16 protein-coding genes are annotated in these 14,903 nt (G+C 65.8%); 10 read left to right on the top strand and 6 right to left on the bottom strand.

Features of this window, described 5'->3' with window-relative positions:
* Positions 1 to 10 precede the first annotated feature (10 nt).
* From BM125_RS12705 to BM125_RS12695, 3 genes are read right to left on the bottom strand one after another with little or no spacing between them, the layout of a single operon-like run.
* Positions 11 to 742, bottom strand: a complete 732-nt coding sequence (locus BM125_RS12705; RefSeq protein ID WP_175498068.1) for an SDR family NAD(P)-dependent oxidoreductase — start codon at positions 740 to 742, stop codon at positions 11 to 13.
* Complete coding sequence (locus tag BM125_RS12700; RefSeq protein WP_092408528.1) at positions 739 to 2,070, bottom strand: FAD-binding oxidoreductase; 1,332 nt, start codon at positions 2,068 to 2,070, stop codon at positions 739 to 741. The genes BM125_RS12705 and BM125_RS12700 overlap by 4 nt, the downstream gene beginning before the upstream one ends.
* Positions 2,067 to 3,869 carry a monovalent cation:proton antiporter-2 (CPA2) family protein gene (locus tag BM125_RS12695; RefSeq protein WP_092408526.1) on the bottom strand — a complete coding sequence of 601 codons (1,803 nt, stop codon included), beginning with the start codon at positions 3,867 to 3,869 and terminating at the stop codon, positions 2,067 to 2,069. Before BM125_RS12695 ends, BM125_RS12700 begins: the two co-directional genes overlap by 4 nt.
* A gap of 179 nt (positions 3,870 to 4,048) precedes the next feature.
* Here BM125_RS12695 and BM125_RS12690 point away from each other — a divergent pair, with 179 nt between their 5' ends.
* On the top strand, positions 4,049 to 4,315 hold the full coding sequence (locus BM125_RS12690) for a hypothetical protein (protein ID WP_092408524.1): 267 nt from the start codon (positions 4,049 to 4,051) through the stop codon (positions 4,313 to 4,315).
* Between the two features lie 22 nt (positions 4,316 to 4,337).
* Here BM125_RS12690 and BM125_RS12685 read toward each other — a convergent pair whose 3' ends face one another.
* Positions 4,338 to 5,822 (bottom strand): RimK family protein, encoded by a 1,485-nt coding sequence (locus BM125_RS12685; protein ID WP_092408522.1) that lies wholly within the window; start codon positions 5,820 to 5,822, stop codon positions 4,338 to 4,340.
* 217 nt (positions 5,823 to 6,039) lie between these two features.
* Between BM125_RS12685 and BM125_RS12680 the strand changes: the two genes are divergently transcribed.
* Complete coding sequence (locus tag BM125_RS12680) at positions 6,040 to 6,540, top strand: GNAT family N-acetyltransferase (RefSeq protein WP_092408520.1); 501 nt, start codon at positions 6,040 to 6,042, stop codon at positions 6,538 to 6,540.
* A gap of 24 nt (positions 6,541 to 6,564) precedes the next feature.
* Here BM125_RS12680 and BM125_RS12675 read toward each other — a convergent pair whose 3' ends face one another.
* Both BM125_RS12675 and BM125_RS12670 read right to left on the bottom strand, forming a co-directional pair.
* Positions 6,565 to 7,995, bottom strand: a complete 1,431-nt coding sequence (locus BM125_RS12675; RefSeq protein ID WP_092408518.1) for a hypothetical protein — start codon at positions 7,993 to 7,995, stop codon at positions 6,565 to 6,567.
* 102 nt (positions 7,996 to 8,097) lie between these two features.
* The gene (locus BM125_RS12670; protein ID WP_092408516.1) at positions 8,098 to 8,775 is read right to left on the bottom strand and encodes a hypothetical protein; all 678 of its coding nucleotides are present in this window, start codon (positions 8,773 to 8,775) and stop codon (positions 8,098 to 8,100) included.
* A 110-nt stretch (positions 8,776 to 8,885) separates the two neighbouring features.
* On the opposite strand from BM125_RS12670, the gene lptM reads away from it, so the two are divergent.
* The 8 genes from lptM (at position 8,886) to BM125_RS12635 (ending at position 14,873) form a co-directional block, all read left to right on the top strand.
* A complete protein-coding gene (lptM, locus tag BM125_RS20655; RefSeq protein WP_245778913.1) occupies positions 8,886 to 9,011 on the top strand; it encodes an LPS translocon maturation chaperone LptM in 126 nt (41 codons plus the stop codon).
* A gap of 13 nt (positions 9,012 to 9,024) precedes the next feature.
* Positions 9,025 to 9,855 carry a diaminopimelate epimerase gene (dapF, locus tag BM125_RS12665; RefSeq protein ID WP_092408514.1) on the top strand — a complete coding sequence of 277 codons (831 nt, stop codon included), beginning with the start codon at positions 9,025 to 9,027 and terminating at the stop codon, positions 9,853 to 9,855.
* Positions 9,848 to 10,534, top strand: coding sequence for a DUF484 family protein (locus tag BM125_RS12660; protein ID WP_092408512.1), 687 nt, complete (start codon positions 9,848 to 9,850; stop codon positions 10,532 to 10,534). The genes dapF and BM125_RS12660 overlap by 8 nt, the downstream gene beginning before the upstream one ends.
* 1 nt (position 10,535) lies before the next feature.
* Positions 10,536 to 11,432, top strand: coding sequence for a tyrosine recombinase XerC (locus tag BM125_RS12655; RefSeq protein ID WP_092408510.1), 897 nt, complete (start codon positions 10,536 to 10,538; stop codon positions 11,430 to 11,432).
* 196 nt (positions 11,433 to 11,628) lie between these two features.
* Positions 11,629 to 11,967 carry a PRC-barrel domain-containing protein gene (locus BM125_RS12650; protein WP_092408508.1) on the top strand — a complete coding sequence of 113 codons (339 nt, stop codon included), beginning with the start codon at positions 11,629 to 11,631 and terminating at the stop codon, positions 11,965 to 11,967.
* Between the two features lie 161 nt (positions 11,968 to 12,128).
* Entirely contained in the window at positions 12,129 to 12,680 is a 552-nt protein-coding gene (gene hslV, locus BM125_RS12645; protein ID WP_092408506.1) for an ATP-dependent protease subunit HslV, read from the top strand.
* A gap of 92 nt (positions 12,681 to 12,772) precedes the next feature.
* A complete protein-coding gene (gene hslU, locus BM125_RS12640; protein WP_092408504.1) occupies positions 12,773 to 14,110 on the top strand; it encodes an ATP-dependent protease ATPase subunit HslU in 1,338 nt (445 codons plus the stop codon).
* A 148-nt stretch (positions 14,111 to 14,258) separates the two neighbouring features.
* Positions 14,259 to 14,873, top strand: a complete 615-nt coding sequence (locus BM125_RS12635) for a hypothetical protein (RefSeq protein ID WP_139224993.1) — start codon at positions 14,259 to 14,261, stop codon at positions 14,871 to 14,873.
* Positions 14,874 to 14,903: the final 30 nt, after the last annotated feature.

Raw genomic sequence — 14,903 nt, 5'->3', positions numbered from 1 at the left:
GAACCGGGTCTCAGTCACGCATGCGGCGGAAGACGAACCACGGCAGGCTCCGCACGAGCAGCGCGACCTGGCCCCACCAGCGCGGCTGGTAGCGTGTGAACGAGCCCCGCTCCAGAGCGGCCACGACCGTGCGCGCGATAGCCTCCGGCTCGGCCGCCGGCAGCGGCAGCTTCATGCCGAAGGTGAGGTTGCTGCGCAGGAAGCCGAGCTTATGGAACTGCACGCGCAAGGCCGATGGCAGATGGCCGTGGCGCAGGCTCTCGAAATAGGTCTCAAGGCCGCGCTTGGCCGAGGCATAGACGACATTACGGCTGCGCCCGCGGGCTCCGGCAATGCTGCCGAAGCCGACGATGGCCCCGCGTGTGGCGAGCAGCGCCGGCAATAGGGCATGCGCGATCGCGATCGGCGCATGCAGGTTGATCGCGAGCATCTGGCCGATGCCGGCCGCGGAGAGTGAGCCGTCATCGTCGTTGCGCGACATGCCGACCGGCAACAACAGGGCCGACAGCGGCGGCAGGCCGTCCAGCGCTTCGAGAATACGGGCACCCGGATTCGTGCTGCCGGCAAGGTCGATGGCCAGGCTCGCGGTTTGCACCGGGTAGCGCAGGCGCAGGTCGGCGGCCATCACGGCCAGATCGCGCGGGTCCGACGCGACCAGCAGCAGATCGTGACCGTTGCGGGCGAGCTCGACCGCGAGGGCGCGACCGAGCCCGCTCGATGCACCGACGACGACCGCAGTCACAGGCCAAGCCTCGCGGTCAGCCCGGAGCGCTGCAGGTTCCCCGGATCGAAGCGGCGCAGTTGCTCGCGGGCGGCCTCGAAATCGGCAATGCCGCGGCGTGCGGATGCGGCATCGAGACTGGAGTCCTTGATCAGGTTCGGTCGTGCCTGGTGTTCGAGGGCCAGCGTGGTCAGGGCTTCGATGAAGGCCGCCTGGCGGCGTTCCCTTGGCTGCGGCATCTGGATCGCGAGGGCGATGCCCCGACCGTCGAAACTCAGCCCTTGCGGATCGCCGTCGAACAGCTTGCTCGCGATCAGGCTGATGCGCGGCCGCAGGCGCGAAACCGCCGAGTGCAAGGCCTCGATGAAATCAGCGTAGCGCGCGTGCGGAACCAGCCATTGCGCTTCGACGAAGCCCGCCGTGCCAAACCCGGCGTAGTAGGCGCGCGCCTCGTTGAGCGGAAACAGGGCTGCCTCGACCGCGACATGCCGCGGGCCCGCGTGCGCGTAACGGTGCTGGATCCAGCCGTTCATGGCGGCGATGCCGAGCCGGTTCCAGGCACACAGCGGCCACGGCGCGATGGCCTTTGGCAGGTCGACCGGGGATCGCCCGCCGAGGCGCTCCGCCTCCTTGGCTTCAAGGCCGTAACGAACTACGCCGCGACCAAAATGACCTGGCCGCGCGTCGTGCCAGCCATACAGGACCGGTGCGCCGGCGTGTGCCTGGAGGACCTCGCCAGCCTCGACCAGGCTGGCCACGTGCAGGCTGCGCATCGCGTACGCGGCCGGAGCGCGAACCAGGCGCAGGGTCGCGCTGCCGATCAGGCCGGGAATGCCGAATCCGGCAAAGCAGGCGTCGAAACGCCCAGCCTCGTCGTCGGCATCGAGGGCCAGCCAGCCCGCGACCGGATCGAACAGTTCGATGGCCTCGACGTGGCGGCGAAAGGTGCCGTCGCGGGCCGGGTTCTTGCCGTGCACGTCGGCGGCGATGCAGCCGCCGATACTCGCGCGCGGATGGCCCGGCACGACCGGCAGCAGCCAGCCGTGGCCGAGGGCGAAGCGGGTCACGTCGCCGACGCTGGCGCCGGCCTCGACAGTCAGCAGGCCCTGCTCGGCATCGAACTCGATGAGCCGGTCGAAGGCGCCGATATCCTGGACCACGCAGTCCTCGCCGAAGCTGGCGTCGACGTAGGAGACGCCCGCACCGCGCGTGATGCGCTGGACATCGGCCGGCAGCGCCTCGATCAGGCGATAGCGGTCCGGCTTTTGTACATGGCAGCGCGCTGCGCAGCTTCGATCGAAGCTGCGCAGGTCGAGCTGGGCCAGCGCAAAGCCGCGTCTCGGGCTCACCGTGCACCCTCGTCGCGCGTGGCGTTTTCCTGGGCGATGTCGGCTTCGAACAGACGATCGAGGTCGTTCTGCGCCTCGCGCGCGTTCTGCATGATCGCGGCTTCGTCGTCGTAGAACAGATGCTGTTCGGCGAGCAGTTTTTCGTCGAACTCGCGGAACCGGTCGACACGCTGTCCGGCCAGTGCTGCCGGCATGCCGAGCTGCTCGAGGGCCATGCGCGACAGCTCCAGGCTCGAGTGGAACGTCTCGCGCACGACCCCTGCGCCGAGGTCCATGAGCCGGAACGCGTGCTGGCGATTGCGCGCGCGCGCGATCACCTTCAGGTGCGGATACATGCGCCGCACCAGGCGCGCCGTGCGGATGTTGGTATCCGGATCATCGGTGGCAACGATGAACAGTTCGGCCTTTTCGACATGCGCCGAGCGCAGCAGGTCGCTGCGGCTCGGGTCACCGTAGTAGATCTGGCTGCCGAAGCGGCGCGATATCTCGACCTGTTCGATTGAACTTTCGATCGCCGTGAAGCGAATCTGGTTGGCGCGCAGGATGCGGGCGACGATCTGGCCGACGCGACCGAAGCCGGCGATGATGACGCGTGGCCTGTCGTCTTCGTCGATGGCGTCGTAGACCGGCTTTTCGGTCGCCTCGGCCGGTCCGAGGCGGGCAAACAGCGCGACCAGCAACGGCGTCAGCGCCATCGACAGCGTGATGACGACGATCAGCACGTCGCGCAGATGCGCATCGAGCAGGCGGTTCTGCACGGCCAGGGTGAACACGATAAAGGCGAATTCGCCGCCCTGGGCAAGTACGCCGGCCAGCTTCAGTGCACTCGCGGCATCCTCGCGGGCAAGCCGGCCGACCCCGAACAGGATCAGGCCCTTGAGCGCGAGCAGGCCGGCCAGCATGGCCGCGATCAGAACCGGCTCGTGCGGCACCATGCGGATGTCGGCGGTCATGCCGACGCTGATGAAGAACAACCCCAGCAACAGGCCCTTGAACGGATCTATGCGCGCTTCGATCTCGTGGCGGTATTCGGAATCGGCAAGCAGCACGCCGGCCAGGAAGGCGCCGAGCGACATCGAGATACCGGCCAGTTCGACCAGCCAGGCCGTGCCGAGCACCACGAGCAGAGTGCTGGCCGTGAACACCTCGGGCATCTGCGTGCGCGCGGCGATGCGGAACAGCGGACGCAGCAGCAGGCGTCCGCCGACGATCACGGCGGCGATCGTGAGCACGACACGAACGACGCCGAGCGCGTTCGGCGCGGCGCTGCCCAGGTCCGGGTTGACCGCAAGAAGCGGAATCAGGGCCAGGATCGGGATCGCGGCGACGTCCTGCAACAGCAGGATGGCAAAACCAAGGCGACCGTGCGGACTCTGCAACTCCTTGCGTTCACCGAGGATCTGCAGGCCGATCGCGGTCGAGGACAGGGCCAGGCCAAGACCGATGACGAGGGCTGCCTTCCAGTCCAGGCCGAAGACCGTGCCGATCGCGAAGATGGCCAGCGCGGTGATCACCAGCTGCACGCTACCGAACCCGAAGACGAGGCGGCGCATGACCCACAGCCTTTGCGGCGACAGTTCGAGGCCGATCACGAACAGCATGAGGACGACGCCGAGTTCGGAGATATGCGCGATCTGCTCGGCGTTGCCGACCAGTTTCAGCGCCGAAGGCCCGATCAGGGCGCCGGCGGCGAGATAACCGAGCACCGCGCCAAGCCGCGATCGCTTGGCCAGCGGCACCGCGATCACCGCTGCCAGCAGCAGGACCACGGCGTACTGGATGAAACCACTCGCTTCCACGGCTCACTCCGTTGAGGACGGCGAATTATCGCACGCGACCGCCGTGCTTCCGCGCTGGAGCAGGGGTCGGGCGACCGGCATCCGGCGACGGACAAGCCGGTTTCTCAGTCGGTGAGATCCTGGCGATGAAGTCTGTGCCGAAACGGAGGTGCCCTATGTTGCTTGCCCCATTCACATCCATGGAATCGCCCATTGGCCAGCGGACCGTCCGCAACGTCGCTCCGGGCCTGCTGCCCTGGCTGCTGCTCTGGGCACTGGCTGGCACGCTCGCGCTCTGCCTGCTGCCGGGCCTGCGCGGCAATGCCCTGTCGGGGTTTAGCCTGCCCTTCTGGTTGATCGGTGCGCCGCTGCTCGACATCGCCTGGCTGACCCGCAAACGCTGGCTGGCCGCGTTGCGCAAGCGGATCGGATCGCGCGTATCGCCGCGCCGGCGCGGCATCCGCTGAGGGGCGTGGCGACGCGTTCGCCTCAGGCGCGCGTGCCGAGCCGCTTGCGCTCCATGCGACGCAGGAATTCCTCCATGATGCGCCGATACAGGTCCGCGCCGAGGTAGACATCCTCGACGCCGGCATCGATCGATGGATTGTCGTTGACCTCGATCATGGCCAGGCGCTCGCCGTCCTTCTTGATGTCGACGCCATACAGGCCGTCGCCGATCGCTGCGGTCGCCTTCAGCGCCAGCTTGACCACGTCGGCCGGCGCCTCGCGCACCGGCAGCGTCTCGAAACCACCGGATTTGCTCGTGCCCTTGGCGCCGTGGTTGTAGATCTGCCAGTGGCCGCGCGACATGTAGTACTTGCAGGCATACAGTGGCTCTCGATTGAGCACGCCGATGCGCCAGTCGAATTCGGTGAACATGAATTCCTGGGCCAGGATCAGCGCCGTATGCTGGAACAGGGTATCGGCCGCTTCCTTGAGGTTTTCCGGCTTCTCGACCTTGACGATGCCGCGCGAGAACGAACCGTCCGGAATCTTCAGCACGAGCGGAAAGCCGAGCCGTTCGGCGCTCTCCTCGAGCTTCTTCGGATCATCCTTGTAGAGGATCTCGGTACGCGGGATCGGCAGCTTCCGCGACAGCATGAGGTCGTGCATGTAGATCTTGTTGGTGCACTTGAGGATCGACTCGGGATCGTCGATGACGACCATGTCCTCCTTCTCGGCCTTGTTGGCGAACCGATAGGTGTGGTTGTCGAGGGCGGTGGTCTCACGGATGAACAGGCCGTCGTACTCGGCCAGACGCTGGTAGTCGTTCTTGCCGATCGGATCGACCTCGATGCCGAGCTCGCTGCCGGCTTCGATGAACAGCTTGAGCGCCTTCCTGTTGGATGGCGGCATCTTCTCTTCGGGGTCGACCAGCATGGCCAGGTCGAAGCGGTACTTGCGCCGCGCCCGCGGCTTGCGCCAGAGCTTCTTGGAGAAGCGATCGAGCACCTGGGCGAAGGCATCTTCCTGTTCGTCCGACAAGGAATGCAGCCCGGTGGGCTTGATCGCGGCGATCTGCCAGACCCGATCGCGCTCGAACTCGATGCGCAGGATCGGGCTCGGAAACGCGTCGAAGACCTGGCGGGCGAGGTCCTCGAGGGCCGGGTGCGAGGTTTCCCCGAAGTACACGAGGATGCCGAAATCGGTGGTGTCGCGGCCGCCGGCGGGCAGGAACTTGCCGAGCCGGCCGCTCAGGTCCTCGATGTCCAGGCCGTACAGTGATCGCCGGCGCAGGTCATTGATGGTGCGGACCGAGGGAATCACCTTGTGCCCGCGCGCTTCGGCCAGCAGCGAGACGTAGTACCCGGTGCCGAGGTACTTGTAGCTGCGGCAGAGATTGATGACCTGGGTGCGCTCGTCGTCGTCGTTGAGCGATTGCTTGAGATAATCCTGCGCCGACACGACGTTGTCGGACGGATAGTAGGAACCCCAGTCCGAGGTTTTCTCGACGACGATGATGAGACGACTCATGCAGTTCCTGGCATTGAGGGTGACGCGACACGGATGCCCGGCGGAGGTTCAGGAGCACGGCAGGGATCGCAGGCAGACGGAATCGAAGCCGGGCGAAGTTTGCCATACGCCTGCGAGGCGTTGCAGTGCGCCGGGCCCGCGAAGCCGGCACGATTCCGGCTTCGTTCATGCGTGTCCGCCCATTGCGCGCGGAGCGGCGACTCCCTAGGCTCGCGCGATGTCGAATCCGCCATCACCCCGCCACGCCGTCGGCATGGCCGCCCGCAAGCTCAACATTCGCCGGGCCGTCGACGGCGACCTCGCCGACCTGGTCGCGCTCGAAAACCAGTCCTTCCGTGGCGACCGACTCAGCGCCAGGCAGTGGGCGCGCCATCTCGACAGCGATTCGGCGATGATCCTGGTGGCCCTCGGCGAACGCCACCTGGTCGGCGCGCTGGTCCTGTTCTTCCGCCGCGGCAATGACATCGCCCGGCTCTACTCGCTGGCCATCGCGGCCGAATCGCGCGGCCTCGGTCTCGGCAACAGCCTGCTCGAGGCCGGCGAGCGCGCGGCCCGTCGGCGTGGCTGCCGGCGCATGCGGCTCGAGGTGCGCGCGGACAATGCCGCGGCGCGACGCATCTACGAACGGCGTGGTTTCCGCATCATCGGCGAACGCCCCCGCTACTACGAAGATGGCGAAGACGCGATCCGCTACGAGAAAGCCTTCGACCCGCCCTGAGTGAACGACTGGCGGCTGGGCGGATCAGTGAATGCGCACGGCGCGTTCGAAGCTGGCCCGCGCGATCGTGTGTTCGAGCCAGCCGCTGCGCAGGTAGCGACGCACCTTGACCAGGCCCTCCTCGCTGCCGACCACCTCGACCTTCATCGGCGACTTGCCCTTGAGGTAGACCATGAAGCGTTGGCCCTTCTCGGCACCAAGCTTGCGATAGTCGAGGATGGTATCGGGGCGTTCCACGACCTCGGCCGGATAGGCCATGAGCACCTCCGGTGCTGCAGAGTCCGGCGTGGCGGCGACCACAGCCGCATGCCCGGGGCCTGGTGGCGGCGCATCGTCGTTTGTCTCGCGCTGTTGCGCCGCCAATGCCCGATTCTGCTCCATCTGCAGGAGTGCAAATGGGGTCTTGTCGTCATCGTCGCTGGGTGCGAATGGCCTCGGCTCGACGGCATGCATGGCGATCGCGATCTCGCGATCGCCGACTTTCAGCTTCGGATGGGCCCGCGCGAGCCAGCGCCCCCAATCGTCATCGTCATAGATGGCCGCATCGATGGTCGGAGCGTAGCTGACGACGAGATCGAGTGGCGCTCCGCTCTCGGTATAGCGTCTGTAGGCCGCCTCGGTTGCCTCATCGGGTTGCATGCCGACCGCGGCGAGCACGCGCCTTACCGTGGCCACGTGGCGGTCGACGAACTCGGTCGTCTCGATGCCGTCCTTGTGCGCGCAGAACTGGTTGCGTGCAGCCACGAAACCCTCGTCCCGGATATGCCATTCACTGAGGGCGAGCTCGTTCTCGTCGGTCTCGATCAGGCTGAACAGCGGGAAGCCGTCATGCATGATCTGCTCTTCGCGATAGTCGACGCGCGCCACGCCGGGAGTGTGAATGGATTGTTCCTTGACCAGACTGTCGCTATCGCGGTGCCAGGCCATGCTCAGCTCGGTCGGCCCGGCGTTGAGGCCCATCTCGGTGAGTTCGTCGGACCACCAGGCGCCGTCTTCGACGCAGCCTTCCGCTTCGAACGGAGAGGCACTGGCCGTTCCGAAGAAGAACAGTTCGCTGCTGAAGGGCCAGGCCAGTGAACCATGACCGCCGCTGAACTCGAGGCGGATGTCGGAAATCGCCTTGAGCCGGTCGCGGGTCTTCTTGGCGAACCCGGCCCGGTAGAACTGGAAGAACGGCACGTCGACGGTGAGGTGATCGAAGTGGAACGCGTCCTCCTCGTCGCCCTCGACCGGCATCAGGGTCACGTCGCTGACCCAGGCGCCACCGAAGGGATTGGGCCAACAGGCGCGATAGGTGGTCTCCCAGCCCGGGAATGCGAGCAGCATCGAGCGGCCAGTGACAAAACTGGCGTGGTACATCAAGTAGGAAATCAACACCACGATGGTGAATACGGCACCAACAATGCGCCAGATCGACACGCCGGTTTTTTCGGCCTGCTTGGGCTTGACTGCCATGGATTCCCTTCCCCGTCTCTGGTCGCCGATCGCGCCCCGACGCGACCATCTGCAGTTCAATACTACTGCATTCGGCCGATTTGCAGCCGAAACGGGCCGGGCCTACCAGCCAGCCTCTTCCAGTTTCTGCGCGGTCTGCGCATCGGCCGGACGCGCGACCAGTCCTCCGGCCGGAGCCAGGCTGACGCGGAATGAGCCGCCATCGACCATGGGCAGGTAGGCAGCGCTGCCGTAGTCGGCATCGATCCATGGCAGCCACTGCGGGAAGCGCCGTTTCAGGTCGAGCAGGTCGAATGGATTGCTGTTGTCCAGGCTGACCACGCTGCGTTCGCGCTCGCTCTCTTCGGTCGCGTCGGCGTAGCGCCCGCTGATGCGATCGAGCCGATACAGCGGCGAAGCGCCGAGCATGACCGCGCGCGGTTGCCACTTGACCACGCGCGCGTCGAGCTGCCACTGGTCGCCGGCCAGTTCGAGGCCACGATGGCTGCCATCGGGGAAATCGATGCGCACGGCGTAGCGCTGCGGTCCGAGCTGACGCACGTCGAGCGTGGCCAGGGTGGTTTCGGTGGTCAGGCGGCGGTAGCCGAGCAGGGCCGATCCGGACAACGCGCCGAGCAGGGCCAGAAGCAGGAAGACCAGGGTCCAGAGGCCGCGATGACAGGCCGACAGGCGCTGCCGGTCGCGCCAGCGCCGCCGCGCACCGAAGCCGCTGATCAGCGCGAACAGGGCGCAGAATCCGGCGAAGATATAAAAAGCGATCAGGAACGGGGTCAGCGGCATGGTCCAGAGGATAGCGCGTTCGCCGGCCCGGCTGCGCGAGTGTCTCCGACGATCCGATGCGGACGGCAGCGCTATACTCGGCCCCGGTTTCCTGATCCCCGGGCCTTCGCATGCTTCCTGTGTACCGATTGCTGATCCTTCTGGCCCTGCTCGGCCTGCTTGCCGGCTGCGGCAACAAGGGCGAGCTGGTCAAGCCCGCGCCATCGACCCGCGCTGCTTCCGCGTCTTCGCACTGACGAAGGGCAGTCGATGGCCCTCGCCTTCAGCAAGATGCACGGCATCGGCAACGATTTCGTCCTCATCGATTGCCGCGAGCGGCCGCTGCCGCTCGATACGGCGGCCATCCGCCGGATCGGCCATCGTCATTTCGGTGTCGGATTCGATCAGCTGCTCAGCATCGAGTCCAGCCAGGACGCAGATTGCGCGTTTGCCTACGGGGTCTGGAACAGCGATGGTTCGCGCTCCGGCCAGTGTGGAAACGGCGTGCGCTGCGTGGCTGCGTGGCTGGCTCGCGACGGCGTGCTCGGCGAGGGACTGGTGCGCCTGATGAGCCCGTCCGGGCCGGTGCGCGTGGAACGACTGGCGGATGAGCGAATTCGCGTGGACATGGGCGAGCCGCGATTCGCCCCGGCCGCCCTGCCGTTCGACGTGCCGCATGAACGCGATCCTTATTCGATCGACGTGGTCGGTCGATCGCTGAAGATCGGCGCGGTGTCGATGGGCAATCCGCATGCCCTGGTCGAAGTCGCCGACATCGATGCGGCGGAGGTCGATGTGCTCGGTCCGCAGGTCGAGCACGCCGCGGAATTCCCGCGTGGCTGCAATGTCGGCTTCGCCCAGGTGCTGTCGCGGTCCACGATCGCCCTGCGCGTCTGGGAGCGCGGCGTCGGCGAGACCCTGGCCTGCGGCACCGGCGCCTGTGCCGCGGTCGCCGTGCTGCACCGCCGTGGCCTTCTCGACGACGAAGTCGAAGTCAGGCTGCCCGGCGGCGCACTGGAAATCCAATGGCAGGGCCCTGGACATCCACTCTGGAAAACCGGGTCCGCAAGCTTTGCATTCGAAGGAGTGTGGCATGAGTGAGTTGAGCGTGAAGGACAGCCTGACTGCGATGGAGGTGGCGAGCTACCTGCGTCGGCATTCCGATTTCCTCAAGGAATTCCCCGACATCGCAATGCTGCTGCGGCTGCCGCGCGAGCAGGGTCCTGCCGCTTCGCTGGCCAGCTACCAGCTCGAGGTCCTGCGCGACAAGAACAACGAGTTTTCGCGTCGTCTTCACGACCTGATCGAGGTCGCCCACGAGAACGAAACCCTGATGGTGCGGGTGCACACCCTGACCCTGGCCCTGATGCGCGCAAGCAGCCTGGCCGATACGGTGACCCGGGTCGTCGCCAGCCTGACCGAGGATTTCCATACCGATCTCGTGCGCGTGGTGCTGTTCCGCAGCGATCCGGATCTTCCGGTGGCGGACTGGCTGCTGGTCGAGGCCGACGGCCCGGTCGCGATGCCGGCCTTCACGGAATTCCTCAAGCGCGGCGAGCCGCTGTGCGGTCGGCTGCAGCAGGACAAGCTCGATGCGCTGTTCGGCGATCGCGCCGGCGAGGTGCAATCGGCGGTCCTGCTCTCGATCGGCCATGTCGGCATGCTCGCGATTGGCAGCCTCGATGCCAATCGCTTCCATCCGGGCATGGGTACCGTATTCCTGCGCCTGATCGCCGAGGCGATGGCCGTTGCGGTTGGCCGCTACACCGACATCGCATGAAATGAACGCGCCGCTGGCCAGCGCGATCGATCGCTATCTGGGCTACCTGCGCGTCGAACGGCGCTATTCGCCATCGACCCTCGACAATTATGCGCGGGCTCTCGGCAAGCTGTGCGCCCGGGCCGAACAGCTCGGCTTGTCGCGCTGGGCCGAGATGCGCACGGCGCAGTTGCAGAGCCTGGTCGCCGAACAGCATCGCGCCGGGCTGGCACCGGCCAGCCTTGGCCTGTTCCTGTCGAGTTGCCGCAGCTTCTTCCGCTTCCTCGCCCGCGATGGCGAAGTCAGCGTGAACCCGGCGGTCGGCGTGCGTTCGCCGAAGATTCCGCGCAAGCTGCCGAAGGTGCTCGATGCCGACGAGATGAACGTCCTGCTCGAGTTCCCGGTCGACGATGCCGAGGCCGTGCATGACCGCGCCATGCTCGAACTGCTCTATTCCAGCGGCCTGCGCGTGGCCGAGATCGTCAGCCTGCGCTGGCGCGATCTCGATCCCGGCGAGGGCATGCTGCGGGTCACCGGCAAGGGTTCGAAGACGCGCATCGTGCCGGTCGGCCGGCAGGCGCTGTCTGCCCTGACAGCCCTGCGCGAGCAACAGCGGGCCGGCGACGACGCCCTGATCCTGCGTGGCCGCGGCGGCCGCCCGCTCAGCACGAACGGCGTGCGCACGCGGCTCAAGCGCCGGGCCCGCGAGCAGGGCATCTGGCAACGCGTCTATCCGCACCTGTTGCGGCACTCCTGCGCCAGTCACCTGCTCGAGTCCTCTGGCGACCTTCGCGCCGTGCAGGAACTGCTCGGCCATGCCGACATCGGCACCACCCAGATCTATACGCACCTGGATTTCCAGCATCTGGCCAAGGTTTACGATGCGGCTCATCCACGAGCGAAACGGCGCAACGATTGAGCCGCACATGGCAGGGTCTGGCTTTCGTTGGTCGCCTGCGTGATCGCGTCGACTGAATGCGCGTCGAATCCGCGGAAACTGACGATGCGGTGAATGCGAAAGATGCAATGGCGTGCCGGGTTCAGGTTCTACCGTGCAGCCTTGGGGCACAGGACGGCATCGATGTGGATCCGTCCGCAGCCTAAGGAGCAATCTGATGACCAATACAGCACGTTTCATGTCCGCAACCACCTTGATCGGTGACGGCATCCGCAATCCGCAGAACGAGGCGCTTGGCGATCTCAAGGAAATCATGATGGACACGGCCAGCGGGAAGATCGCCTATGCGGTCGTTTCCTACGGCGGAATCCTCGGCCTCGGCGACAAGCTGTTCGCGGTGCCGTGGAGCGCGTTCAGCATCGACCACGAGAATCACAAGCTCGTGCTCAACGTCAGCAAGGAGCGCCTGAAGGACGCACCGGGATTCGACAAGGACAACTGGCCGAATTTCGCCGATCCGGCGTTCACGAGCAGCGTCGGCAACTGGTACCAGTAAGCCTCCAGTCCCGATCGCGCCCTCGGAGGCCGGCCTCGCGCCGGCCTCTCTTTGTCGCGCCGATAAACCAGGTGCAATGCCGGGCTGTGCCCGGGCGCAAACCCTTGGAATGGCGACCCAGGCCCCCAGATAGGGCTTTCCCAGCCGTTCGCGGAGTCCCGATGGAATCGTTCCACGCCACCACCATAGTCTCCGTGCGCCGCAACGGCCGGGTCGTCATCGGTGGCGACGGCCAGGTCACCCTCGGCAATACGATCATGAAGGCCAATGCGCGCAAGCTGCGTCGCCTCGGCAAGGGCGACGTTCTGGCTGGCTTCGCCGGCGCCACGGCCGATGCGTTCACCCTGTTCGAACTGTTCGAACAAAAGCTCGAGCGCTTCAGCGGCAACCTGACCCGTGCCGCGGTCGAGCTGGCCAAGGATTGGCGCACCGACCGCCGGCTCGGTCGCCTCGAGGCCATGCTGGCGGTCGCCGACAAGGACGCCTCGCTGCTCATTTCGGGCAATGGCGACGTCGTCGAGCCGGAAAGCGGCCTGATCGCGATCGGCTCGGGCGGACCCTACGCCCAGGCCGCCGCCAAGGCCCTGATCGAAAACACCGAACTCGACGCTCGCACGATCGTCGAACAGGCGCTCAAGATCGCCGGCGACATCTGCATCTATACGAACGGCAATGTGACTGTAGAAGAGCTGGGAGTCGGGAATGGGGAATAGGGAATGGTAAAGACCGAAACCCGAATTCCAGTTCCTTCCCTGCGGCTTTTACCATTCCCGATTCTCCATTCCCCATTCCCGGCTCCAAGATCATGCAGGAAATGACCCCCCGCGAAATCGTCCATGAGCTCGACCGCTACATCATTGGCCAGAATGCGGCCAAGCGGGCGGTCTCGATCGCCCTGCGCAACCGCTGGCGGCGCATGCAGCTCGATGTCGAATTGCGCAACGAGGTGACGCCGAAGAACATCCTCATGATCGGTCCGACCGGGGTCGGCAAGACCGAGATCGCGCGACGCCTGGCGGCGCTCGCGAATGCGCCGTTCATCAAGGTCGAGGCGACCAAGTTCACCGAGGTCGGTTACGTCGGCAAGGACGTCGAGCAGATCATCCGCGACCTCGCCGAAGCCGCCGTGAAGATGGCCCGCGAGCAGGCCAAGGCGCGCGTGCGCAGCCAGGCCGAGGATCGCGCCGAGGACCGCATCCTCGATGCGCTGCTGCCACGCCGGCAGACGGTCGGTTTCGCCAATGAACCGGTCCAGGCCGACGAACGGGCCACCGAGACGCGGCAGAAGCTGCTCAAGCAGTACCGCGAAGGACAGCTCGACGCGCGCGAGATCGAAATCGAGGTGGCCCTCAACATCGGCGTCGAGATCATGGCTCCGCCCGGCATGGAGGAGATGACCAACCAGCTGCATGGCATGTTCCAGTCGCTGTCCGGGTCGCGCACGCAGAAGCGCAAGCTCAGCGTCGCCCAGGCCCGGCCGCTGCTGATCGAGGAAGAGGCCGGCAAGCTGGTCAACGACGAGGACATCAAGCAGAAGGCGATCGAGAACTGCGAGCAGAACGGCATTGTCTTCATCGACGAGATCGACAAGGTCGCCCAGCGCGGCGAGTTCAGTGGCGCCGGGGTCAGCCGCGAGGGCGTGCAGCGCGACCTGTTGCCGCTGGTCGAGGGCTCGACGGTGACGACTAAGCACGGCATCGTGCGCACCGACCACATCCTGTTCATCGCTTCGGGCGCATTCTCGCTGGCCAAGCCCTCCGACCTGATTCCCGAGCTGCAGGGCCGTTTTCCGATCCGGGTCGAGCTCGGCGCGCTGACCGCCGAGGACTTCCGGCGCATCCTGAGCGAACCGCAACACGCCCTGACCAAGCAGTACACCGCCTTGCTGGCCACCGAAGGCGTCACGCTCGCGTTCACCGACGACGGCATCAGGCGACTTGCCGAAGTGGCCTTCCAGGTCAACGAGCGCACCGAGAACATCGGCGCGCGACGCCTGCACACCGTGCTCGAACGCCTGCTCGACGAGATCTCGTTCACCGCCTCCGACCATGACGGCGGCTCGTTCAGCATCGATGCGGCCTACGTCGACACCCATCTCGGCGAACTGGTCAAGGACGAGGATCTGTCGCGTTACATCCTCTAGTTGCCGGGAATGGAGAATAGGGAATGGGGAATGGTGTGAAGCAAAGACTGCAATTTCACGCCGTTTGCTCTTCCCCATTCCCCATTCCCCATTCTCCATTCCCGCCACTGCAGTTGCAGCGGCAAGCCATTCATCCGACCATAGCGCCATGAGTACTGTTGTTCCGTTCAAATCCCGCGGTGTTCGCGTGCTTCTGCGCGAAGCCCTCGAGCAGCGAATTCCGATGCGTTTCGCCCGCGAGCGGGTCCAGCCGGGGTGGATCCACGGCTATGTGGTCGGCCTCTCGCGTGAGTTCTGCTTGATCGCCGAGGTCGGCGACGCCATGCGCTTCGACGGCTATGTCGTGCTCTCGATTGCCGACCTGACTCAGGTCGAGGAAGATCCCTCGCGCGAGTTCGTCGAGAAGGCGCTGGCCCTGCGCAACGAGCCACTCGCCATCCCGGAGGATTTTCCGCTCGACAGCTGGGCGGCGATTGCCGAAGCAGCGATGCGCTTCGCGCCGCTGTTGTCGGTGAACGTGATCGAGGACGAGGACGGCGAGGTCAGCTACATCGGCCAGCTGGTCGGCATCGAGAACGATGCCCTGCTGTTGCGCGAGGTCGATCCGAATGCGCACTGGCATGCCGATGCCGGCGACTACGGCTTCGATGAAATCGCCTCGATCGGCTTCGGCACCGGTTACCTCGATGCGCTGTGGCTCGTCGCCGGCACGCCGACCGACCCGATGAGCCCGCGCATGCCGGTTTCGGATTCGGTGCATTGAAGGACTGGGAATGGGGAGTAGGGAATAGGG

Origin of the sequence: Dokdonella immobilis (genome assembly GCF_900115085.1) — a bacterium.
In the GTDB taxonomy this organism is placed as follows: Bacteria; Pseudomonadota; Gammaproteobacteria; order Xanthomonadales; family Rhodanobacteraceae; genus Dokdonella; species Dokdonella immobilis.
Note: the sequence above shows the minus strand (reverse complement) of the source record. Positions and strands in the feature narration are given on the sequence as shown.

Excerpts from the sequence above, each read along its gene's own strand:
- BM125_RS12635 (WP_139224993.1), top strand. The coding sequence starts at position 14,259 with ATGAGTACTGTTGTTCCGTTCAAATCCCGCGGTGTTCGCGTGCTTCTG.
- BM125_RS12660 (WP_092408512.1), top strand. The coding sequence starts at position 9,848 with ATGAGTGAGTTGAGCGTGAAGGACAGCCTGACTGCGATGGAGGTGGCG.
- BM125_RS12670 (WP_092408516.1), bottom strand. The coding sequence starts at position 8,775 with ATGCCGCTGACCCCGTTCCTGATCGCTTTTTATATCTTCGCCGGATTC.
- hslU (WP_092408504.1), top strand. The coding sequence starts at position 12,773 with ATGCAGGAAATGACCCCCCGCGAAATCGTCCATGAGCTCGACCGCTAC.
- lptM (WP_245778913.1), top strand. The coding sequence starts at position 8,886 with ATGCTTCCTGTGTACCGATTGCTGATCCTTCTGGCCCTGCTCGGCCTG.
- hslV (WP_092408506.1), top strand. The coding sequence starts at position 12,129 with ATGGAATCGTTCCACGCCACCACCATAGTCTCCGTGCGCCGCAACGGC.
- BM125_RS12675 (WP_092408518.1), bottom strand. The coding sequence starts at position 7,995 with ATGGCAGTCAAGCCCAAGCAGGCCGAAAAAACCGGCGTGTCGATCTGG.
- BM125_RS12685 (WP_092408522.1), bottom strand. The coding sequence starts at position 5,822 with ATGAGTCGTCTCATCATCGTCGTCGAGAAAACCTCGGACTGGGGTTCC.
- dapF (WP_092408514.1), top strand. The coding sequence starts at position 9,025 with ATGGCCCTCGCCTTCAGCAAGATGCACGGCATCGGCAACGATTTCGTC.
- BM125_RS12680 (WP_092408520.1), top strand. The coding sequence starts at position 6,040 with ATGTCGAATCCGCCATCACCCCGCCACGCCGTCGGCATGGCCGCCCGC.
- BM125_RS12650 (WP_092408508.1), top strand. The coding sequence starts at position 11,629 with ATGACCAATACAGCACGTTTCATGTCCGCAACCACCTTGATCGGTGAC.
- BM125_RS12690 (WP_092408524.1), top strand. The coding sequence starts at position 4,049 with ATGGAATCGCCCATTGGCCAGCGGACCGTCCGCAACGTCGCTCCGGGC.
- BM125_RS12655 (WP_092408510.1), top strand. The coding sequence starts at position 10,536 with ATGAACGCGCCGCTGGCCAGCGCGATCGATCGCTATCTGGGCTACCTG.